Source organism: Achromobacter sp. KK8, from assembly GCF_054188005.1.
This window is the reverse complement of sequence record NZ_CM135178.1, coordinates 767,728-788,632: the sequence shown is the minus strand read 5'-3', so window position 1 is coordinate 788,632 and position 20,905 is coordinate 767,728. Positions and strand designations below refer to the sequence as shown.

General features: G+C 68.1%; 16 protein-coding genes. 11 read left to right on the top strand and 5 right to left on the bottom strand.

The features are described 5' to 3' along the window. The first annotated feature begins 172 nt into the window (after positions 1–172). Positions 173–1,591, top strand: a complete 1,419-nt coding sequence (locus ACVN9Z_RS03660) for an aminotransferase-like domain-containing protein (protein WP_047991889.1) — start codon at positions 173–175, stop codon at positions 1,589–1,591. Between the two features lie 70 nt (positions 1,592–1,661). Here ACVN9Z_RS03660 and ACVN9Z_RS03655 read toward each other — a convergent pair whose 3' ends face one another. The 4 genes from ACVN9Z_RS03655 to ACVN9Z_RS03640 all read right to left on the bottom strand — a co-directional run bounded on the left by ACVN9Z_RS03655 (position 1,662) and on the right by ACVN9Z_RS03640 (position 6,186). Next, positions 1,662–2,147 carry a dihydrofolate reductase gene (locus ACVN9Z_RS03655; RefSeq protein ID WP_020926293.1) on the bottom strand — a complete coding sequence of 162 codons (486 nt, stop codon included), beginning with the start codon at positions 2,145–2,147 and terminating at the stop codon, positions 1,662–1,664. 114 nt (positions 2,148–2,261) lie between these two features. Continuing rightward, positions 2,262–4,325, bottom strand: coding sequence for a putative bifunctional diguanylate cyclase/phosphodiesterase (locus tag ACVN9Z_RS03650; RefSeq protein ID WP_458213134.1), 2,064 nt, complete (start codon positions 4,323–4,325; stop codon positions 2,262–2,264). A gap of 398 nt (positions 4,326–4,723) precedes the next feature. After that, positions 4,724–5,695, bottom strand: coding sequence for a thymidylate synthase (locus ACVN9Z_RS03645; RefSeq protein ID WP_020926295.1), 972 nt, complete (start codon positions 5,693–5,695; stop codon positions 4,724–4,726). Between the two features lie 50 nt (positions 5,696–5,745). After that, positions 5,746–6,186 carry an OsmC family protein gene (locus ACVN9Z_RS03640; RefSeq protein ID WP_006385886.1) on the bottom strand — a complete coding sequence of 147 codons (441 nt, stop codon included), beginning with the start codon at positions 6,184–6,186 and terminating at the stop codon, positions 5,746–5,748. A 116-nt stretch (positions 6,187–6,302) separates the two neighbouring features. Here ACVN9Z_RS03640 and coq7 point away from each other — a divergent pair, with 116 nt between their 5' ends. From coq7 to ACVN9Z_RS03590, 10 genes are all read left to right on the top strand, one after another. After that, positions 6,303–6,980, top strand: a complete 678-nt coding sequence (gene coq7 / locus ACVN9Z_RS03635) for a 2-polyprenyl-3-methyl-6-methoxy-1,4-benzoquinone monooxygenase (protein ID WP_006385887.1) — start codon at positions 6,303–6,305, stop codon at positions 6,978–6,980. Positions 6,981–7,789: 809 nt separating this feature from the next. Then, positions 7,790–8,893 carry an MraY family glycosyltransferase gene (locus ACVN9Z_RS03630; RefSeq protein WP_006385888.1) on the top strand — a complete coding sequence of 368 codons (1,104 nt, stop codon included), beginning with the start codon at positions 7,790–7,792 and terminating at the stop codon, positions 8,891–8,893. 96 nt (positions 8,894–8,989) lie between these two features. After that, on the top strand, positions 8,990–10,267 hold the full coding sequence (gene tviB / locus ACVN9Z_RS03625) for a Vi polysaccharide biosynthesis UDP-N-acetylglucosamine C-6 dehydrogenase TviB (RefSeq protein ID WP_020926298.1): 1,278 nt from the start codon (positions 8,990–8,992) through the stop codon (positions 10,265–10,267). Positions 10,268–10,280: 13 nt separating this feature from the next. After that, complete coding sequence (locus tag ACVN9Z_RS03620; protein ID WP_020926299.1) at positions 10,281–11,306, top strand: SDR family oxidoreductase; 1,026 nt, start codon at positions 10,281–10,283, stop codon at positions 11,304–11,306. A 1-nt stretch (position 11,307) separates the two neighbouring features. Beyond that, positions 11,308–12,657, top strand: a complete 1,350-nt coding sequence (gene murJ / locus ACVN9Z_RS03615; protein WP_024070424.1) for a murein biosynthesis integral membrane protein MurJ — start codon at positions 11,308–11,310, stop codon at positions 12,655–12,657. Then, positions 12,658–13,803: a glycosyltransferase family 4 protein gene (locus tag ACVN9Z_RS03610; protein WP_006385893.1), complete on the top strand. Its 1,146-nt coding sequence runs from the start codon at positions 12,658–12,660 to the stop codon at positions 13,801–13,803. 46 nt (positions 13,804–13,849) lie between these two features. Then, complete coding sequence (asnB, locus tag ACVN9Z_RS03605) at positions 13,850–15,781, top strand: asparagine synthase (glutamine-hydrolyzing) (protein ID WP_020926301.1); 1,932 nt, start codon at positions 13,850–13,852, stop codon at positions 15,779–15,781. A gap of 3 nt (positions 15,782–15,784) precedes the next feature. Beyond that, on the top strand, positions 15,785–16,900 hold the full coding sequence (locus tag ACVN9Z_RS03600) for a glycosyltransferase family 4 protein (RefSeq protein WP_006385895.1): 1,116 nt from the start codon (positions 15,785–15,787) through the stop codon (positions 16,898–16,900). After that, complete coding sequence (locus ACVN9Z_RS03595; protein WP_316312156.1) at positions 16,897–18,054, top strand: glycosyltransferase family 4 protein; 1,158 nt, start codon at positions 16,897–16,899, stop codon at positions 18,052–18,054. The genes ACVN9Z_RS03600 and ACVN9Z_RS03595 overlap by 4 nt, the downstream gene beginning before the upstream one ends. Beyond that, the gene (locus tag ACVN9Z_RS03590) at positions 18,051–19,184 is read left to right on the top strand and encodes a glycosyltransferase family 4 protein (RefSeq protein ID WP_458213133.1); all 1,134 of its coding nucleotides are present in this window, start codon (positions 18,051–18,053) and stop codon (positions 19,182–19,184) included. Before ACVN9Z_RS03595 ends, ACVN9Z_RS03590 begins: the two co-directional genes overlap by 4 nt. Positions 19,185–19,191: 7 nt before the next feature. Here ACVN9Z_RS03590 and ACVN9Z_RS03585 read toward each other — a convergent pair whose 3' ends face one another. After that, positions 19,192–20,865, bottom strand: coding sequence for a gamma-glutamyltransferase family protein (locus tag ACVN9Z_RS03585; RefSeq protein ID WP_458213132.1), 1,674 nt, complete (start codon positions 20,863–20,865; stop codon positions 19,192–19,194). Positions 20,866–20,905: the final 40 nt, after the last annotated feature.

Genomic DNA, 20,905 nt, shown 5'->3' with positions numbered 1-20,905 from the left:
GGCGGCTCCAGGGGGAAGGACAAGTGCCGGAGCCTGCGCGCGTTTCGGGCGGCCGGCCGGCGGGATGCGATTGATTCTGGTACGTCCGGCCGCGAATGAAAATATACAATCCGCGCAAACCGGGCTAACTGTATAGTTGCAAGCATGACAACTGTACAGATAGCGTAGCGCCGTGATCGACTTCCAGCCCGTGCGTGCCCGGGGGCAGGCGCCAACCCTGGTGGACCAGCTCGTGGCCGCCGTGCTGCGCGCCATCGAGGCGCAGGAGCTGCGTCCGGGTATGTCCCTACCCTCGGTGCGCGACTTCGCGCGCCAGTACCAGGTCAGCACCTTCACCGTGGCCAGCGCCTACAACCGCCTGGTATCACTGGGGTGGCTGGCGGCGCGCCCCGGCGCCGGCTATCGCGTGGCCTCGCCCGACGCGCCGCCGCGCCGGGGCGCGCCGCAGTCATGGGAGCCGCCGCGGCTGAACGCGGCCTGGCTGCTGTCGGACATCTTCGCGGACCACTCCATTCCCATCAAGTCGGGCTGCGGCTGGCTGCCGGGCGAGTGGCTCAATGAAGAGGGGCTGCACATGGCGCTGCGCCACATGGGCCGGGTGCCGGCCATGCGCATCGCCAACTACGGCCATCCCTATGGCTACGCGCCGCTGCGCGAGACCATCGCCGCCACGCTCAGCGCGCAGGGCATGGAGGTGGAAGTGTCGCAGGTGCTGCTGACCCAGGGCGTGACGCACGGACTCGACATGGTGATCCGCACGCTGCTGCGTCCGGGCGACACCGTGCTGGTCGAGCAGCCGGCCTACGCCAACCTGTTGCAGATGCTGCGGTTGGCCGGGCTGCGGGTGGTGCCGGTGGCGCGCACGCTGGATGGCCTGGATTGCGAGGCGCTGGAGCTGGCCGCGACGCAGCACCGGCCGCGCGCGCTGTTCGTCAACACCGCCCTGCAGAACCCGTCCGGCGCCAGCATCAGCATGGCCAATGCCTTCCGCATCCTGCAACTGGCCGAGCGCCACGGGCTGTGGGTGGTCGAGGACGACATTTCCCGCGAACTGGCGCCCGGCGTCACGCCCATGCTGGCGGCGCTCGATGGCGGCCGCCGGGTGGTCTACCTGGGCGGCTATTCCAAGGTCATCAGCCCGTCGGTGCGGGTCGGTTACGTGGTGGCGCACCGCGACCTGGCGCGCGACATCGCGCGCACCAAGATGGCGGTGGGCCTGACCTCGCCGGAAATCATGGAGCGTATCGTCCACCAGGTCATCCGCGAAGGACGCTACCGGGCGCACATCGAGCGCACCCGCGAGCGGCTGGCGCAGGCGCACGCCACGGTGGCCGAATTGATGGCGCAACACGGTTTCGAGATCTACGCGCAGCCCCGTGCCGGGCTGTTCCTGTGGGCCAAGGTGGCCGGGCAGTGGCGTGAGCGGGGCGCCAACGGCCTGGCCGGCCTGGCATTGAAGGACGGCATCTGGCTGGCGCCGGGGTCGTACTTTGAGGCGGACGAGGCTGATACGCCCTGGGTGCGCTTCAACGTGGCGTACTCGGAAGCGCCGGCGCTGTGGCGCTTCATGCGCAATGAGGGCGCGGCCTAGCCTGCTGTCCCGGGGGAGGCGGCGCGGCGTTGGCACCGCGATGGCAGCCACCACGCCCGGGCGGGGCGGCTCAGGCGCGTTCGTACGTCACGAAATCGTAGCGGTAGCCGTTTTCCTCGGGCTGCGCCGCGCGCGCGGTTTCGCGCCACTGGAAGCCGGGCAGCAGGGGGAAGAAGGCGTCGCCCTCGACCTCGGCATGGACCTCGGTGGCAAGGACGCGGCTGGCCAGCGCCAGGGCCTGCGTGTAGATCTGCGCGCCGCCGATGACGAAGGCCTCGGCGCTGTCGCCGCAGGCGGCGATGGCGGCCTCCAGTGTCGGCACCACGGTGGCGCCGGCGGCCTCGAAGGCCGGGTTGCGGCTGACGACGATATTGGCGCGGCCGGGCAGGGGGCGGCCGAGCGAATCCCAGGTCTTGCGGCCCATGATGATCGGATGGCCCAAGGTGCTGCGCTTGAAGTGCGCCAGGTCGCCCGGCAGTTTCCAGGGCAGGGCGTTGTCGCGGCCGATGGCGCGATTGGTGGAATAGGCGACGATCAGGGTCAGGCTGGCGGGCATTCGGACAGGTACGCAAGGAGGCGGCCGGCGGCGCCGGCGGGAAGATTCCAAGCGTAGCAAATTTGGCCGGCGGGGCGGGGATTCGCCCGGCCGCGCGGGTCGGCTGGCGTGGATTCAGCCCGAGGCGTGTTCCAGGAATTCGTCGGCCGGCATCGGCTTGCCCAGCAGGAAGCCCTGCAGTGAATCGCACCCCAGTCCGGTCAGGAACTTCTGCTGGGCCGCGGTCTCCACCCCCTCGGCCACGATGCGTAGATTCAACTGCTGCGCCAGCGCCACGATGGCCGAAACGATGGCAGCGTCCTCGTTGTCGTTTTCCAGCTGGTTGACGAAACCACGGTCGATTTTCAGTTCGGTCGCGGGAAGTCGCTTGAGGTACAGCAGGCTGGAGTAGCCGGTGCCGAAGTCGTCGATCGAAATGGTCACGCCCAGTCCCGACAGGCGCTTGAGCACGGTCAGGCTGGCTTCGGCGTCGCGCATGGCGGTCGATTCCGTCACTTCCAGCGTCAGGCAGGATGGTGGCACATCGTGCCGCGCCAGCGCGGCGCGCACGGTCTCGACCAGGCTGGCGTGGGCGAACTGCAGCGCGGAAATGTTGACCGCGATGGTCCAGTGGCCCTGCCCGGCGTTGATCCATTCGCGCATCTGGCGGCAGGCTTCATTGATGACCCATTCGCCGATCGACAGGATCAGCCCGGTCTTTTCCGCCGTGGGGATGAACTGGTCCGGACCCACCAGGCCGCGCGTCGGGTGGTTCCAGCGCAGCAAGGCCTCGGCGCCCATGATGGGGCCGGCCGGCGCTTCGTACTTGGGCTGGTAGTGCAGGACGAACTGGTCGCGTTCCTGCGCCAGGCGCAGGTCGTGCAGCAGCTCGATCTGTTCATGCGCGTCGGCGTTCATCGACGGTTCGAAGAAGCTGTAGCCGGTGCCGCCCAGGCGCTTGGCGTGGTACATCGCGGCGTCCGCGTTGGTCAGCAGCGCATGGGTGTCCTCGCCGTCATTCGGGTAGATGGCGATGCCGACGCTGGAGGTCACCAGCACCTCGTGGCCGTACACCATCACCGGCCGCGCGATGGCTTCGATCAGGCGGTCGGCCACATTGGCGGCGTCGGTTGGTTCCACCACTTCGCTGAGCACGATGAATTCGTCGCCGCCCAGGCGCGCCACCGTGTCCTGGGTGCGCAGGGTCTGGCGGATGCGCTGGGCCAGGTCGATCAGCAGGGCGTCGCCGGTATGGTGGCCGTAGGCGTCGTTGACCGCCTTGAATCCGTCCAGGTCGAAGAACAGCACGGCGAAATAGCCCTTGCGGCGGCTGGCGCTTTCGATGGCCTGTTCCAGCCGGTCTTCCAGCAGGATGCGGTTGGGCAGCTTGGTCAGCGTGTCGTGCAGCGCCAGCTGCACCAGTTCCTCGTTGGCCTCGGCCAGCGACGAGGCCAGCGCCGAGGTGCGGGCTTCGAGGCGGTTGTCCAGCACCGCCACCACCAGGGCGATGGCCAGCACGCTGAGGGTGACGGCGGTGACCGCGATGGCGAGCCAGCCGGCCGAAATGCCGGCGTCCGCCGCCATGCAGATGCTGCCGTCCGGAAAGCCCGCGGCTTCCATGCCGGTGTAGTGCATGCCGACGATCGCCAGCCCCATGACCACGGCCGCCAGCGGCCGCGACAGCGCCACCCGCGGCCCGTCGTGGCGTAGGCGGTAGGTGATCCAGAGCGCCGCGCCCGAGGCCGCCACCGCGATGGCGATGGACAGGGCGAACCAGGCGGGGTCGTAGACGATGCCCGGCATCATGCGCATGGCGGCCATGCCGATATAGTGCATGGCGGCGATCCCCGCGCCCATCAGCAGGGCGCCGCTGAGCAGGCGGGCCCAGGGCAGGTCGTCCTTGCAGACGATCCACAACGCGAAGGCGGAGCAGCCGATGGCGATGGCCAGCGACAGCACGGTCAGCGGCAGGTCGTAGCCCATGGGAATGGGCAGGTTGAACGCCAGCATGCCGACGAAGTGCATGGACCAGATGCCGATGCCCATCGCCAGCGCGCCGCCGCCCAGCCAATAGCGCGCCGCCGGCAGCCCGCTCGCCGCCCGCACGCGGTTGGCCATGCCCAGCGCCGTATACGACGCCAGGATGGCGACCCCTAGGGAAACGAGGACGAGCGAAGGGTTATATGTTCCAACGAGCATTTTTGGGGTCCTGTCCTGAGCGCATACAGCCGCCGCGCCGGCCTCAATTCAAATCAATTAGTAGTCAACAGTTGCAACTGGGCCGCAAGGGAATCCTGCTGTCGACGCTGGCGATTCACGTACTCTCTTGTCTGGATGGGGGGTGCGGCGCGGCACTGCAGGCGGGCGGCGGACCGGACGGACTGCCCGGTTACGCGGCGAGGGCCAGGCACGGCGCGGCATGGGCCGTTCGGAAGCAACGGCGCGCACGGCTTGCTGGACGCGCGTCCGGGGCTAAGGGATGGGTTATACCGAAAACGGGCTTCCAGAAGCTCACCAATCTTCACTTGCGCCGGACGGGGGCGCACCCGGCGCCGGATGGCGGCCGTACGCGACCCGCGAAATGCCGGCGGTGGGTTCTAGACGGCCATCGGCGCCGTCAATGGCGCGTGGTGCGTGTATCCGGCCAGCGAAAAATCGCCGGGCTCGACCTTCTCGAGCCATTCCGGCTCGTAACGGCCGGTCTGGGCGAAATCGGGGATGCGGTCGGACAGCACCAGGCGCGGGGCTTCCAGCGGCGTGCGCGTCAGTTGCTCGCGCAGCATCGGCAGGTGGTTTTCGTAGATATGGGCATCGCCGATGAAATACGTGAACCAGCGCGGCGTGTAGCCGGTCAGTCGACCCACCAGGTGCAACAGGGCCGCGCCCTCGGTAAGGTTGAACGGCGTGCCCAGCCCGACGTCATTCGAGCGGATATACAGGCACAGCGAGATTTCGCGGGTGGTCGCGTTCGGCAGGAACTGATAGAGCAGGTGGCAGGGCGGCAGCGCCATTTCCTCGATCTGCGCCCAATTCCAGCCATGGAACAGGATGCGACGGTCGCCCGGCCGTTCGTGGATGGTGTCCAGGCACTGGCGCAACTGGTCGACCGCCTTGTACAGCAGCACCTTGGACGCGCCGCCTTCCTGCAGGTCCGCGACCTTGGTGTAGCCGCGGCCCAGGGCGTCGGCGATCTGGCCGTCGCGATCGGCGTCCAGCAGCTTGTAGGCCGGCCACTGGCGCCATTGCACCCCATAGACCGGGCCCAGGTCGTCCGGGCCTTCGCGGTAGGGGTTGGCCAGCCACTGGGCGTTTTCGTTGGCGTTCTGGTCCCAGACCTTGCAACCCAGTTCGCGGAACTCGGCGGCGCTGCGCACGCCACGCAGGAAGCCGACCATTTCGCCGATGGCGGACTTGAAGGCCAGCTTCTTGGTGGTCACGGCCGGAAAGCCCTGCTGCAGGTCGAAGCGCAGCGAGGCGCCCGGCATGCTCAGCGTGCGTATGCCCGTCCGGTTTTCCTGCCACGCGCCGGTGTCCAGGATGGATTGAACGAGGTCCAGGTATTGTTTCATGGGTACAGAATCAGAAAAGGCTGAAATGGCGGCGTGTCGGCCGGGGCGCGCTAGGCAGCGGCGGCGTCCCGGGTGTCGACGATGTCCACCGAAAACGTCAATTCGGCGGTTTTTTCGAGCATCGCGGATGCCGAGCAGTATTTTTCGTGCGACAACTGCACCGCGCGCTCGACCGCGGCGCGCGGCAGGTCGCGGCCGGTGACCGTGAAGGCAAAGTGGATGCGCGTGAACACCTTGGGGTCGACATCGGCGCGGTCGGCCTGCAGCTTGACGCTGCAGCCGGTCACGGCGTGGCGGCCACGCTTGAGGATCAGCACGACGTCATAGGCGGTGCAGCCGCCGGTGCCGGCCAGCAGCATTTCCATCGGACGCGGCGCCAGGTTGTGCCCGCCGCCGTCCACGGCGCCGTCCATCACGGCCACGTGGCCGCTGCCGGTGCTGGCGGTAAAGAGCATGCCGTTGGGGCCGCCCCAGTCGATCGTGCATTCCATTTGTGAGGTCCTTGTGCTTGAGCGCAGTCAATGGCTGATGATACCCGTTGCGTACAATTCCAGGCACGAGAGTCCCACCCCGGATGAGGGGTGTGTGCCCCATTCAGGAGTCGTCTATGTCCCTCACGCTGTCTCGATCCGGTCCCGCTGCCTTCCTGCGCCGCGCCAGCCCGCTGGATGCCCTGCTGGCCGAAGCCGACCGGGCCCTGCGGGTGTTGTCCGGCAGCGCCAGCGCCGGTCGCCCCAACCCAGCCACCGCCGAGGAGGCGCCGGATACCCTGTCGGCGCAGGAAAAGCGTCACGCGGCGGGCTTGATGCGGGTGAACCATGTGGGCGAGGTCTGCGCCCAGGCCCTGTATCGCGGGCAGGCCGCGGTCTGCCGCGAGCCGGGGCCGCGCAACTTGTTGCTGGAGGCCGCCGGTGAGGAAGTCGACCACCTTGTCTGGTGCAACCAGCGCCTGACCGAACTGGGCAGCCGCCCAAGCCTGCTGAACCCGGTCTGGTACGCCGGCTCGTTCGCGCTGGGCTTGTTGGCCGGCTATGCGGGCGCGCCGCGCAACCTGGGCTTCATGGCCGAAACCGAAAAGCAGGTCGAGGCGCACCTGGAAGGGCATTTGCGGACGCTGCCGGAGCAGGACGCCCGTTCCCGCCAGATCGTGCAGAAGATGAAGGACGACGAGGCCCAGCATCGCGCCAGCGCCGAGGCTGCCGGCGGCGTGCCGCTGCCTGGGCCGGTCAAGGCCGCCATGCGCGCCATGTCCAAGGTCATGACCACCACCGCGTACCGGATCTAGGACTGCCCGCGCAGCGCCGGCAAGGCCCGGCATCAAAATGTTGCAGTGCGCAATATTTGCCGCATATTGGTGCCGCATGCACCTTTCCGGTGCAAATCATAGGGCGGGATAACCCGATCGTGGCTAGGGTAATTCCGCAAGGGGTTAACCCGTTCGGCAATAACCCTCCATTTTTGCAACGCATTGCTGGGTGCGGCTTTCCGGGGAGGGAGGCGCGACGTTGCGGCAAAAATGCAACGCAACATCGGACAACGCGGCGGCTCAAAAAAAATTCTTGCAACGCACAAAAAAAACCGATACTATGCATCTCATCGGATGTTGAAACGCAGTCGGCGCGGTGCCAAACCCCGACAGCGCAGCGAGCGAAACGCTCCCAACATGCCACGGTTGTCTCCTCCACCCTCCTCCTTTGGTGGATTTAGCCCGAGATCTCACGATCTCGGGCTTTTTTTTGAGCGCATTTGAACTGTCCCTTTTTGTTCGAGGCGTCGGCGCGTGATCCCGCCGGCGGGTGGCCGTAACCCCCGGAAATCGCTCCACCATCGTCTCCGTGTTTTCCCTTGGATATTTCGCGTGTGTCGGGGCGGAAAGCTCTACAATCGATTCATGAATTCGGTCTTTCCGCGCGTCTGCGGTCGCGTTGCTGCCCGGCCCCGTCATAACGGGGTTTGGCTTGTGCACGGATCCGGAGCGCGGACGTTACGTTCTGTCCCGGTGAATTGCACTTCCTTATCCCTCCCATATATGGGCGTTACACCTGCCATTGATAATGGCGGGCCTGTCTCGATAGACCAACCCGAGGTGACCCAGTGACCTGGCTGTACATTTGCGTGGTCGCGTTCATGGTGGGGGGACTCATCGTGGCGTCGGAGCGCTGGCATGGCGCCTTCACCGGCGACAGCGATCTGAACAAACCGCAAGCGAATCACTCTCGCGCCACGCCCCGCGTGGGCGGACTGGCCGTGCTGGCGGGCACGCTCATGGGCCTGCTGGTGCTCGGCCCCGACAACATGACCCTGACCTGGCTGTGGCCGGCCTTGTTCGTGTCGGCGTTGCCCGTATTCGTGGCGGGCCTGCTCGAAGACATCACCAAGGATATCGGCGCGAGCAAGCGCCTGCTGGCCGCCTTCGCGTCGGCCGCGATCGCCTGGTGGCTGCTGGGCGGCGTCAGCCGGGTCGGCATGGCGCCCGTGGACTACGTCCTGTCGTATTGGCCCGTTTCCCTGATTTTCACCATGTTCGCCGTGGGTGGCTGTACCCATGCCCTGAACATCGTCGACGGCATGAACGGCCTGGCCGGCATGATCGCCACGCTGATGGCGGTGTCCATCAGCCTGGTGGCGCTGCAAGTGGGCGATGTGCCGATCTTCATGGTCGCGGCGGCGCTGGCGTCGGCGACGCTCGGCTTCCTGGTGTGGAATTTCCCGTTCGGGCGCGTTTTCCTGGGCGACGGGGGCGCGTATTTCCTCGGTTTCATGCTGGCTGAACTGGCCGTGCTGCTGGTCGTGCGCAATCCGTCGGTGTCGCCGTTCTACGCGTTGGCGGTGTTGTTCTACCCCGTATTCGAAACCGGCTTTTCCATCTGGCGCCGTCGCTTCAAGCGCGGCGTGCCGGTGGACCAGCCGGACGCCCTGCACCTGCACCAACTGGTCTTTCGCCGCCTGGTGCGCGTCACCTTCAGCCGCGGCCGTCGCCACGCGGTGCCGGCGTTGTGCAACGCCCTGGCGTCGCCCTACATGTGGGTGCTGGCCCTGATCGGCCTGGTGCCGGCCACCATCTGGTGGGACAACGCCTGGGTGCTCAGCGCCAGCCTGGTGGTGTTCGCCAGCGTCTACATCTGGCTGTATGCGCGGCTGGTCTCCTGGCGCCGTCCGGGATGGCTGTTGCTGCCATCCGTGCTGCGGGCAGACTAGGTTTTGGGCGCCCCGGTGATCGCCGCCGGGGGCTCGGTTATCCATCACCCCGACCATTTTTGAATGCCGTAATCGTCTTACGGTGAAGGGAGAGTTATGTTGCGTATTCAGGATGTGAAACTCGCAGTCGTCGGCCTGGGCTATGTCGGCCTGCCGCTGGCGGTGGAATTCGGCAAGAAGCGCTCGGTCATTGGCTTCGACATCAACACGCGCCGCATCGAGGCGCTGAAGGCCGGACACGATCACACGCTGGAAGTCAGCGACGCCGAACTGGCCGAAGCCAAGCAACTGACCTATACCGCCGACCGCGCCGAGCTGGGCCAGGCCAACGTCTTCATCGTCACCGTGCCGACGCCGATCGATGAATACAAGCAGCCCGACCTGACGCCGCTGGTCAAGGCCAGCGAGACGATCGGCGCGGTGCTCAAGCGCGGCGACATCGTCATCTACGAATCGACCGTCTACCCCGGCGCCACCGAGGAAGACTGCGTGCCCGTGCTGGAGCGCGTGTCGGGCCTGAAGTTCAACGTTGACTTCTATGCCGGCTACAGCCCCGAGCGCATCAACCCGGGCGACAAGGAACACCGCGTCAGCACCATCAGGAAGGTCACCTCGGGTTCGACGCCGGAAGTGGCCGAACTGGTCGACCAGCTCTACAAGCAGATCATCACCGCCGGCACTCACAAGGCCTCCAGCATCCGCGTGGCCGAAGCGGCCAAGGTGATCGAGAACACCCAGCGCGACGTCAACATCGCCCTGATCAACGAACTGGCGCTGATCTTCAACAAGATGGGCATCGACACCGAAGCGGTGCTGCAGGCCGCCGGCACCAAGTGGAACTTCCTGCCGTTCCGCCCGGGCCTGGTGGGCGGGCACTGCATCGGCGTCGATCCGTACTACCTGACGCACAAGGCGCAGTCGATCGGCTACCACCCCGAGATCATCCTGGCGGGCCGCCGCCTGAACGATTCGATGGGCGGCTACGTGGTGTCGCAGCTGGTCAAGGCCATGACCAAGCGCCGCATCCACGTGCAGGGCGCGCGCGTGCTAGTGATGGGCCTGGCGTTCAAGGAAAACTGCCCCGACCTGCGCAACACCCGCATCGTCGACATCGTCAAGGAATTGGGCGACTACAACGTCGATGTGGACGTGTACGATCCGTGGGTGGAAACCGAAGAGGCGGTGCATGAATACGGCATCACGCCGGTCGCCAAGCTCGAACAGGGCAAGTACGACGCCGTGATCCTGGCCGTGGCCCACCATCAGTTCAAGGACATGGGCGCCGAGGGCATCCGCAAGCTGGGCAAGCCGGAACACATTCTTTATGACCTGAAGTACGTGTTGTCGCCCGCCGAATCCGATCTGCGCCTGTAAAGGAGGACGTCGCATGACCACACGTTTCGAGACTGTCTCGCGGGAATTGGCCGCCGCGCCGCGCAAGTGGCTGGTTACCGGCTGCGCCGGCTTCATTGGTTCCAACCTGGTGGAGACCCTGCTGAAACTGGACCAGACCGTCACTGGCCTGGACAATTTCGCCACTGGCCACCAACGCAACCTGGACGAAGTTCGCGGCTCGGTCACGGCCGAGCAATGGGCGCGTTTCTCTTTCATCGAGGGCGATATCCGCGATCTGGAAGCCTGCCGCCGTGCCACGCAGGGCGTGGACTTCGTCCTGCACCAAGCGGCGTTGGGCTCGGTGCCGCGTTCGCTGAAAGACCCGATCACCACCAATGAGGTGAATATCGGCGGCTTCCTGAACATGCTGGTCGCCGCGCGCGACGCCGAGGTCAAGTCGTTCGTCTACGCGGCTTCCAGCTCGACCTACGGTGACCACCCGGCCTTGCCCAAGGTCGAGGAGAACATCGGCAATCCGCTGTCGCCCTATGCCGTCACCAAGTACGTCAACGAGCTGTACGCCAGCGTGTTCGCGCGCTCCTATGGCTTCGAGACCGTCGGCCTGCGCTATTTCAACGTCTTCGGCAAGCGCCAGGATCCGGACGGCGCCTATGCGGCGGTGATCCCGAAGTGGACCGCGGCGATGATCAAGGGTCAGGACGTCACCATCAACGGCGATGGCGAGACCAGCCGCGATTTCTGCTTCGTCGACAACGCGGTGCAGGCCAACATCCTGGCCGCCATGGCGCCGGCCGAGGGCCGCAACCAGGTGTACAACGTGGCGGTCAGCGGCCGCAGCACCCTGAACCAGCTGTTCGAATTCCTCGTGAAGGCGCTGGGCAACCAGGGCGTGGCTTATGCCAAGAAGCCGGTCTACGCCGACTTCCGCGCCGGCGACGTGCGCCATTCGCAGGCGGACGTCAGCAAGGCCGGCCGCCTGCTGGGCTACCAGCCCACGCACACGGTGCTGCAGGGCCTGGAAGTGGCGATGCCCTGGTACACGCAATTCCTGCGTTGATTTGAAAGCACTTATCCGCAAACTCGGCAGCATCCACCCGGACCACCAGCGCATCTTCAAAGGCGCGTTCCGGGTGGCGGTGTTCCTGCTGCTGGGCAAGGCCGCCGGCGCCATCAAGGAGATGGCGGTGGCGTACCGCTACGGCGTCAGCGACGCCGTCGACGCCTACCAGTTCACGATGACCATGGCCACCTGGCTGCCGGTCACCATCGTGGGCGTGCTGTCGGTGGTGCTAATTCCGGTGCTGGTGCGGCTGCGCCGCGCCGAGGACGCCGAACGCGAGCAGTTCATCCGTGAGTTGCAGGGCTGGGTGGCGGCGGGGGGTGTTGCGCTGGCCGCGCTGACCTGGTTCGCCTGGCCCCACGTGCTTGGCGCGCTGGGGCAAGGCCTGTCGGCGCGCGTCGGCGAGATGACCGGCGAGCTGCTGCTGGCCTTCGCGCCGGTGGCGGCGTTGCTGCTCGTCGCCGGCATCAGCGCCGCGCGGCTGCGCTCGCACGAGCGTCACGTCAATACCTTGCTGGACAGCGTGCCGGCCGTGGCGACCCTGGCATGGGTGATGCTGGCGGCCAGCGCCGAGAGCGTCGGGCCGCTGCTGTGGGGCACGCTGGTCGGCTACGCGATCCAGACCGTTTGGCTGGCCTGGCTGGCGGCGCGCGCCGACGGCGGTTTCTGGGGCGCGCCCAGGCTGACCCTGCAATCGCCGCACTGGCCCGAACTGATGAGCGCCGCCGGCGTGATGCTGATCGGCCAGGTGGCCATGAGCTTCGTCGGCCCGCTGGACCAATACGCCGCCGCCAACCTGGGCGCCAATGCCAACGCCACGCTGGGCTACGCCAGCCGGCTGCTGTCGCTGTTGCTGGGCATCGGCGCGGTGTCGGTAGGCCGCGCGGCGCTGCCGGTGCTGGCCGACGTGCAGGCACGCGGCGACACGGCGCGCGCGCGCGGCATGGCGCTGAAATGGTCGGTGCTGATGGTGGCCGCGGGTGCCGCCGCGGTGGCGGTGGGCTGGGTGCTGGCGCCGTGGGGCGTATCGGTGTTGTTCCAGCGTGGCGCCTTCACCGCCGAGAACACCGAGGCCGTGGCGCACGTGCTGCGCTGGGGCCTGTTGCAGTTGCCGTTCTATTTCGGCGTGCTGATCCTGGTGCAGCTGCTGGCCAGCCAGAACCGCTATCGCATCATGGCCGCCATCGCGGTCGGGAATTTTGCGCTGAAGGCGGCGCTCAACACCGTCCTGGCGCCCCGGATGGGCGCCGCCGGCATCATGCTGGCCACCAGCCTGATGTACGTGCTGTCCTATGCCTGCTACCTGGTGGTGGCCCTGCGCCGCGCCGAACCCAAAGAGGCCGACTGAATGCCCGCCGCTTCCGACTCCGGCCGCCCGTTGCGCGTGCTGCTGTTCATCCATTCGCTGCACGGCGGCGGCGCCGAACGGGTCGCCGCCGACCTGAGCGCGCATTGGGCCGGCATGGGGCGCGAGGTCATGGTGGTGACGCAGGCGAGCGCCGACGGCGATGTCTACACGCTGCACCCCAAGGTGCGGCGCGAGGTGCTGCATACCGCGGGCGAGGGCGGCGGGCTGCGCGGCATCTGGAGCAATGTGCAGCGGGTGCGCGCGCTGCGGCGCGTGATCAAGGCGTTCCGGCCCGATATCGTGCTGGGCATGATGACCACGGCGTCCGTGCTGTCGGTGCTGGCGTCCACCGGCCTGGCGTGCCGCGTCATCGCCACGGAACATACCCATCCGCCGTCGCAGACTTTGTCGGGCTTCTGGCAGCGCCTGCGCCGCCTGACCTATCCCCGCGCCGCGCGCGTGGTGGCCCTGACCCGCGGCACCGCGCAATGGATCGAACAGCATGTGCCGGGATCGCGGCTGGCGGTGATCCCCAACCCGGTGCATTGGCCGTTGCCCAAGGGCGAACCCGTGCTGGCGCCGGCTTCGAACGATGGCCGCCGGCGCCTGCTGGCGGTGGGGCGGCTGCACGCGGACAAGGGCTTCGACCTGCTGCTGCAGGCATATGCCCGGCTGGCCCCGTCGCATCCGGACTGGGATCTGGTTATCCTGGGCGAGGGCGGCGAACGCCGCGCGCTGCAAGCGCAGGTGCGAGAGGCCGGCCTGCAGGACCGGGTCAGCCTGCCGGGGCGCGCGGGCAACGTGGGCGATTGGTACCAGAGCGCCGACCTGTACGTGCTGACGTCGCGCTTCGAGGGGCTGTCCAATACGCTGCTGGAATCGATGGCCAGCGGGCTGGCCGCGGTGGCATTCGATTGCGATACCGGGCCGCGCGAAATCGTGCGCGAAGGGGTGGACGGCGTGCTGGTGCGGCCCAACGGCGATGTCGACGCGCTGTGCCGCGAGTTGGGCGCGGTGATGGGCGACGAGGCCGCCCGCCTGCGCATGGCCGAGGCGGCCACGGCGGTGCGCGAGCGCTTTTCCGCCGAGCGGGTGCTGGGCCTATGGGAAGAACTTTTTGACGGTGTGCGCGTATCGGGCCGCTAGGCCGCGCGCCACACCGTTGCTGCGGTGACCACGAGAACCTGAAATCATGTGTGGAATTGTCGGAATTTGGGGCCCCCTGGGCGATAAGGCGCAAGTGCTGGCGGAAAGCTGCCGCCGCATCCGCCACCGCGGGCCGGACAGCAATGGCTTCTGGGAAGACACCGGCGCCGAACTGGCGCTGGCGCACGTGCGCCTGGCGATCCAGGACCTGACCGAGGCCGGCCACCAGCCGATGGTGTCGGCCTGCGGCCGCTACGTCATGGTGTTCAACGGCGAGATCTACAACCACATGGACATGCGCCAGCAGCTCGAGGCATCGGGCCTGGCGCCGTCCTGGCGCGGCCATTCCGATACCGAGACGCTGCTGGCCGGCTTCACCGCGCTGGGCATCGAAGCCACGCTGCAAGCGGCGGTCGGCATGTTCGCCATCGCCCTGTGGGACCGCGCCTCGCGCAAATTGGTGCTGGCGCGCGACCGCATGGGCGAAAAACCGCTGTACTACGGTTATTCCGGCGCCGAGCTGGTGTTCGCATCGGAACTCAAGGGGCTGACGCCGATTCCCGGATTCGGTCGCAACCTGAACCGCAACGCGTTGGCGTCGTTCATGCGGCACAACTACATTCCGGCGCCGCAATCCATCTACGAAGGCATCGCCAAGCTGCCCCCGGGCACCTGGATCGAGTTCACCGCCGATGACACCCGCAGCCGCCGCATGCCCGAGCCCCGCGTGTACTGGTCGGCGCGGGAAGCGGCCGATACCGCGGCGCAATCGTTGCTGTCGTTCGACTCGGACGCGCAGGCGACCGATGCGCTGGAAGGCGTGCTGTCCAAGGCCGTGGGCGGCCAGATGCTGTCGGACGTGGCCCTGGGCGCCTTCCTGTCGGGCGGCATCGATTCGTCCACCATCGTCTCGCTGATGCAGGCCCAGAGTTCGCAACCGGTGCGCACCTTCGCCATCGGCTTCCATGAAAAGGGCTACGACGAGGCGCAGCACGCCAAGGCGGTTGCGACGCACCTGGGCACCGACCATACCGAGCTTTACGTCACCGCGGAAGATGCGCTGGCGGTCGTGCCCGGCCTGGCCGACATGTACGACGAGCCGTTCGCCGATTCGTCGCAGATCCCGACCTCGCTGGTGACGCGCATGGCGCGCCAGCATGTCACGGTGGCCTTGTCCGGCGACGGCGGCGATGAGCTCTTCGGCGGCTATTCGCGCTATTTCCGCGTCAACAACTGGTGGCAGAAGTGCGAACGTATTCCGTCGCTGCTGCGCACGCCGGCCGGCGCGCTGCTCAGCGCCTCGACCCATCTGCCGGGACGTGGCGCCTGGCGCGGCAAGGTCGGCAAGCTGGGCGAGCTGCTGCGCGCCGACTCGCGCGGCGATTTCTACCGCCTGTTCGTGTCGTACTGGTCGGATCCGGCCCGGGTGGTCAAGGGCGGCGTGGAGCCGGTGTCCGAATTCGCGCGGGCGATGCGCGGGTCCACCTTCGAGTCCATGATGAAGCTCGATACCGTGACCTACCTGCCGGACGACATCCTGGTCAAGGTCGATCGCGCCGCCATGGCGGTGAGCCTGGAAACCCGCGTGCCGTTGATCGATCACCGCGTCTATGAATTCGCCTGGAGCCTGCCGCACCACTACAAGGTGCGCGGCTCCACCGGCAAGTGGCTGTTGCGGCAGGTGCTGTACCGCCATGTGCCGCAGGCGCTGGTGGACCGGCCCAAGCGCGGCTTTGCGGTGCCGCTGGCGGCCTGGCTGCGCGGACCGCTGCGCGACTGGGCCGAAGCGCTGCTGGACCCGGCGCGCCTGCGCCAGGAAGGCTGGTTCGAGCCCGAGCCCATCCTGCGCAAGTGGCGCGAGCACGTGTCCGGACATCGCAATTGGGACAGCCACCTGTGGGGGGTGCTGATGATGCAGGCCTGGCTGGACCGCTATCGCGCGGGCGCTGAACAGGGAGGAACGGTTGGGAGTCGCTGACGAATGAAGATACTGATGCTGGTCAGTTCCATGCATGCCGGGGGCGCCGAGCGCGTGGCCGCCACGCTGGTCAACGCGTGGGCCGAACGCGGCGACGACGTCACCCTGACGCCGACCTATTCGTCCAAGGGCACCTGCTTCTACCCGCTGTCGGACAAGGTCAAATTGGACTGGCTGGCGGACCTGGCGGGCACGCGCGTGTCGGGGCCGATGGCCGCGTTCAAGCGCCTGCTGGCCCTGCGCAGGCATATCCGCGATACCGCGCCCGACGTGGTGGTGTCGTTCCTGACCAACGTCAACGTGGCCGCCATTCTGGCCACCCGCGGCCTGCGCGCCCCTTTGATCGTCTGCGAGCGCACCAACCCGGTGGCCGAGACCACCACCGGCACGGTCTGGCGCAGGCTGCGCCGCCTGCTGTATCCACGCGCCGACATGGTGACGGTGCAGGCGGCCGATACGGCCGGTCCGTTCTCGCGGCAGGTGCCGGGCATCAAGCGCCTGGCGGTAATTCCCAATCCGCTGCCCGCGCCGTTGCTGGACGCGCCGCGGGTCGTCCAGCGTGAAGACGCCGGGCCGCGCACCTTGCTGGCGATGGGGCGGCTGGTGACGGACAAGCAGTTCGATCTGTTGATCGACGTGTTCGCGCAGCTGGCGCCCGAGTTCCCGGATTGGAACCTGCGCATCTGGGGCGAAGGCCCCGAGCGCGGCGCGCTGGAACGCCAGGTCGAGCGCCTGGGGCTGCGCGAGCGGGTCAGCCTGCCGGGCCGCACCGAAGCGCCCTGGGAAGAACTGGCTCAGGGCCAGGCCTTCGTGCTCAGTTCGCTGGTGGAAGGTTTTCCCAATGTGCTCCTGGAAGCGATGGCGCTGGGCCTGCCCTGCGCCGCCTTCGACTGCCCCAGCGGTCCGCGCGAGATGACGCGCGATGGCCAGGACGCCCTGCTGGTGCCGGCCGGCAATCGCGATGCCTTGCGCGAGGCGCTGCGCCGCCTGCTGGGCGACGCGGGATTGCGCCGGCAGCTGGGCGAGCGCGGCGCCGACGCGGTGCGCCAGCGCTATGCGCTGGCCAGCGTGCTGGCCGAATGGGACCAGTTGTTCGAGGCCGTGAGGGAAGGGCGATGAGCGCCGCCGCATTGCGCGTCGTGCACGTGATCACCGGCCTGGGCCAGGGCGGCGCCGAATCCGTGCTGTGGCGGCTGGCCACCTTCCCCGGACAGGACGTCGAGCACATCGTCGTGTCGCTGACCGACGACGGCATCTATGGCGAGCGGCTGCGGGCCGCCGGCATCACCGTGCATACGCTCGGCATGCCGCGCGGCCGCATCACGCTGCGGGGCTTCATGGGCCTGCGTCGCCTGATCGCCGGCGCCAGGCCTTGCGCGGTGCAGACCTGGATGTATCACGCCGACCTGATCGGCGGCCTGGCGGCCCGCCTGGCGGGCGTGCGCGCCGTCGCCTGGGGCATTCGCAATTCCGGCGCCCACCTCGAGCGCAGCAGCCGCTCCGCCCGCATGGTGCTGCGCGCCTGCGCGCTGTTGTCGGGCGTGCTGCCCGGCGCGATCGTGTGCGCGGCGCAGGACGCGGCGGAGCGCCATGCCGCAAAGGGCTACCGCCGCGACCGCATGGTGGTGATTCCGAACGGCTACGACTTGTCGCGCTATGCGCCCGACGCGGCCGCGCGCGCCCGGGTGCGCGCCCAATGGGGCCTGGACGGCGATGTGCCGGTGATCGGCTGCGTGGCGCGCTGGGATCCCTTGAAGGACCACGGCAATCTGTTGCGCGCCGTGGCCGCGCTGGTGCGCGATGGACGCGACGCGGGGCTGCGCTGCGTGCTGGTGGGGCGCGGCATGACGGCCGACAATCCGGAGCTGATGGCGCTGGTCGACAAGCTCGGCCTGCGGGAACGCCTGGTGCTGGCCGGCCCCAGCGATGAGGTGCCCGCCGTGATGAATGGCCTGGACCTGCACGTGCTGTCGAGCTGCGCCGAAGGATTTCCCAACGTCGTGGCCGAGGCCATGGCTTGCGGCGTCTATTGCGTGGCGACCGACGTGGGCGACGCCGCCTATATCATCGGAGACACCGGTGTGGTGGTGCCCCCCGAACAGCCCGAGGCATTGGCGCGCGGCATCGAGACCGCGCTGCGCGACGTGGCGTCGCGCGGCCAGGGCCGCGCCGGCGAGGCGGGCCGCGCCCGGGTGCTGGAGAACTTCGACCTGGGACGCATGGTGCAAAGCTATACCGCGGTGTGGCGCCGCCTTTCCGGAGACCCGGCATGAGCGCGGCCCGTCGTTTGCTGTTCGTGGTCAACAACCCGGCGTTCTTCATGTCGCACCGGGTACCCGTGGCGCTGGCCGCGCAGCGCGCTGGATACGACGTGCACGTGGCGACGATGGATGGCCCCGCGGTCGCCGACATCGAGGCGCTGGGCATGACCCATCATGCCATTCCGATGACGCGCAGCGGCAAGCATCCGTTGCAGGAACTGGGCACTTTGCTGGCGCTGCTGCGACTGTTCCGGCGCTTGCGGCCACAGGTAGTGCACCTGGTGACCATCAAGCCGGTGCTGTATGGCGGCATCGCCGCGCGGCTGGCGCGTGTGCCGGGCATGGTGGCCGCGATTTCCGGGCTGGGCTTCGTGTTCCTGTCGAACTCGTTGAAGATGCGCCTGGTGCGCGCCGTGGTGGCGCGGTTGTACCGCCTGGCGCTGGGCCATCGCAATAGCCGGGTGATCTTCCAGAATGGCGCTGACCGCGATCTGCTCAAGTCATTGGGCGCGGTGCGCGATGAGCAGGTGGTGCTCATCCGCGGGGCCGGCGTCGATCTGGACTTGTGCCGGGCGCTGCCCGAACCGCCGGCGCCGCCGGTGGTGGTGACGATGGTGGCGCGCTTGTTGCGCGACAAGGGCGTGCAGGAATTCGTGCAGGCCGCGCGCCTGTTGCGCGAGCGTGGCGTGCCGGTGACGATGCGGCTGGTGGGCGGCGTGGATGCCGGCAATCCGGCTTCCGCCACGCCGGCCGAGGTCGATGCCTGGCAGCGCGAAGGATGCGTCCAGGCGCTGGGCGAACGCGCCGACGTGCCGCAACTGTACGCGGACTCGCACATCGCGGTGCTGCCTTCCTATCGCGAAGGGTTGCCCAAATCGCTGATCGAAGCGGCTGCCTGCGGCCGGGCCGTGGTCACGACCGACGTGCCAGGCTGCCGCGATGCCATTGACCCGGGCAAGACCGGGTTGCTGGTGCCGGTGCGCGACCCGCAGGCGCTGGCCGACGCCATCGCGCGGTTGGCGGGCGATGCGACGCAGCGCCAGGCCATGGGGGCGGCGGGCAGGGCGCTGGCCGAACGCGAATTCAATATCGAGCGCGTGGCCCGTATCCACGTGGACCTGTATGACACGCTGAGCGCCTGAGTCCGGCTCAATGGCCCAAGGCGGCGCCGTCGCGGCGCGGATCGGCGGCGCCATCGAGGCCTTGCGGCGTCACGCGTATCGCGGCGGCGCCGCTTTTCATGTCGACCTGCTCGAGCTTGTGGCCGCGGGCGGCCAATCGCGCGATGGTATCGGTCGCCACTCGGCCCTTTTCCACCTGGCTGCGGCCGCTGTTGCCGGCGACGTGCGGCAGCGCCAGCGCGTCGGCGGGGCGCAGCCCCCAGGCCAGGATGCCGACCACGGCCTGGGCGATGTAATCGACGATATAGCCGCCGCCGGCCGATCCGGTCACCAGCGCCAGCCTGCGATCGCCATCGAACACCATGGTGGGTGCCATCGACGTCACTGGCCGCTTGTTCGGCGCCATGGCGTTGGGCGCGCCCTTGCCGTGGGCCGACGAGAAATTGGTCAGGGCGTTGTTCAGGAAGAAACCGTGCGGCATCAGCCATGAACCGAAGTTCAGGTTGATGGTGGTGGTCATCGACAACGCATTGCCGCGCGCGTCGACGATAGCGACCTGGCTGGTTTCGGTGGTGCCCGGCGCGTCGGCGCCGGCCGGCGCCGGCACGCCGGCGAACGCCCCCGGGCGCGGGCCCGTGACCGCCTTGCCGGATAGCAGGGCGGCGCGTTCGCGCACGTAGCCGGGCGCGATCAGCTGGCGCACCGGCGCCTTGACCTGTGCCGGGTCGCCGATATAGGCCAGGCGGTCGGCGCGGGCGATGCGCGCGGTATCGATCAACAGGTGGTCGGCGGCGGCGGAGCCGGGAGCCTGTGTGTCGATGCGGTGGGCGGCCAGCATGCCCAGTTGCTGCAGCACCGATACACCGCCGAAGCTGGGGGGCGGAAAGGTGCAGACCTTCCAGGACAGGAAGGGGCCGCAGATCGGCGTGCGTTCGACCGGGCGGTAGGCCGCCAGGTCGGCGGCCTGGATCAGGCTGGGATACTTGCCCGCGCCGATGGCGGCCAGGACATCGGCGGTGAGCACACCATGGTTGATTGCATCCGGATCGGCGGCGACCTTGCGCAGCGCGTCCGCCAGCAGCGGATTGCGGACCGTTGCGCCGACCGGCAGCACCTGCCCGCGGGCGTCATAGAACACATTGCGGATCCCGGGGTTCTCGGCCAGCTGCGGCAGCCGCTGCAGGCTGTCGTGCAGGTAGGGTGACATCGGAAAGCCGTCTTCGGCGCTGCGGATGCCAGCCTGGAACAGGCTGGCCCACGGCAGTTTTCCGTGGCGCTGGTGCGCCAGCGCCATGACGCGAACGGTGCCGGGTACGCCGACCGAGCGGCCCAGGCGCGCCACGTCCTTGAGCGGCAGGGTGGCGCCGTCGACGTCGGTGCGCAGGCTGGCGGTGGTGCGCGCTGGCGCCGCGGCCAGCCCGTCCAGGGCGGACAAGGTGCCACCGTCCTGGTCCCACACCAGCATCAGCGTGCCGCCGCCCAATCCGGACGATTGCGGCTCGACCACGGTCAGGACCATCTGCACGGCGATGGCGGCATCCACCACGCTGCCGCCACGCTTGAGGGCGTCGAGTCCCGCGGCCGCCGCCAGCGGATTGGCGGCGGCGACCATGCCGGAGGAGGGTTGCGCCTGCGCGGTGGAGGCCGCGCATAGCGCGCAGGCGGCCAGGATCCGTGCGATGCTGCGAACAGGCGTAGGCATGGGGCGCTCCGGGGAAGGACGACGGGCCATTATTCGCCCG

What these genes read in the sequence shown, in the direction of transcription:
- ACVN9Z_RS03655 (WP_020926293.1), bottom strand. Translation starts at nt 2,147, where the DNA reads ATGCCCGCCAGCCTGACCCTGATCGTCGCCTATTCCACCAATCGCGCC.
- ACVN9Z_RS03650 (WP_458213134.1), bottom strand. Translation starts at nt 4,325, where the DNA reads ATGCTCGTTGGAACATATAACCCTTCGCTCGTCCTCGTTTCCCTAGGG.
- ACVN9Z_RS03645 (WP_020926295.1), bottom strand. Translation starts at nt 5,695, where the DNA reads ATGAAACAATACCTGGACCTCGTTCAATCCATCCTGGACACCGGCGCG.
- ACVN9Z_RS03640 (WP_006385886.1), bottom strand. Translation starts at nt 6,186, where the DNA reads ATGGAATGCACGATCGACTGGGGCGGCCCCAACGGCATGCTCTTTACC.
- coq7 (WP_006385887.1), top strand. Translation starts at nt 6,303, where the DNA reads ATGTCCCTCACGCTGTCTCGATCCGGTCCCGCTGCCTTCCTGCGCCGC.
- tviB (WP_020926298.1), top strand. Translation starts at nt 8,990, where the DNA reads ATGTTGCGTATTCAGGATGTGAAACTCGCAGTCGTCGGCCTGGGCTAT.
- ACVN9Z_RS03620 (WP_020926299.1), top strand. Translation starts at nt 10,281, where the DNA reads ATGACCACACGTTTCGAGACTGTCTCGCGGGAATTGGCCGCCGCGCCG.
- ACVN9Z_RS03610 (WP_006385893.1), top strand. Translation starts at nt 12,658, where the DNA reads ATGCCCGCCGCTTCCGACTCCGGCCGCCCGTTGCGCGTGCTGCTGTTC.
- asnB (WP_020926301.1), top strand. Translation starts at nt 13,850, where the DNA reads ATGTGTGGAATTGTCGGAATTTGGGGCCCCCTGGGCGATAAGGCGCAA.
- ACVN9Z_RS03600 (WP_006385895.1), top strand. Translation starts at nt 15,785, where the DNA reads ATGAAGATACTGATGCTGGTCAGTTCCATGCATGCCGGGGGCGCCGAG.
- ACVN9Z_RS03595 (WP_316312156.1), top strand. Translation starts at nt 16,897, where the DNA reads ATGAGCGCCGCCGCATTGCGCGTCGTGCACGTGATCACCGGCCTGGGC.
- ACVN9Z_RS03590 (WP_458213133.1), top strand. Translation starts at nt 18,051, where the DNA reads ATGAGCGCGGCCCGTCGTTTGCTGTTCGTGGTCAACAACCCGGCGTTC.
- ACVN9Z_RS03585 (WP_458213132.1), bottom strand. Translation starts at nt 20,865, where the DNA reads ATGCCTACGCCTGTTCGCAGCATCGCACGGATCCTGGCCGCCTGCGCG.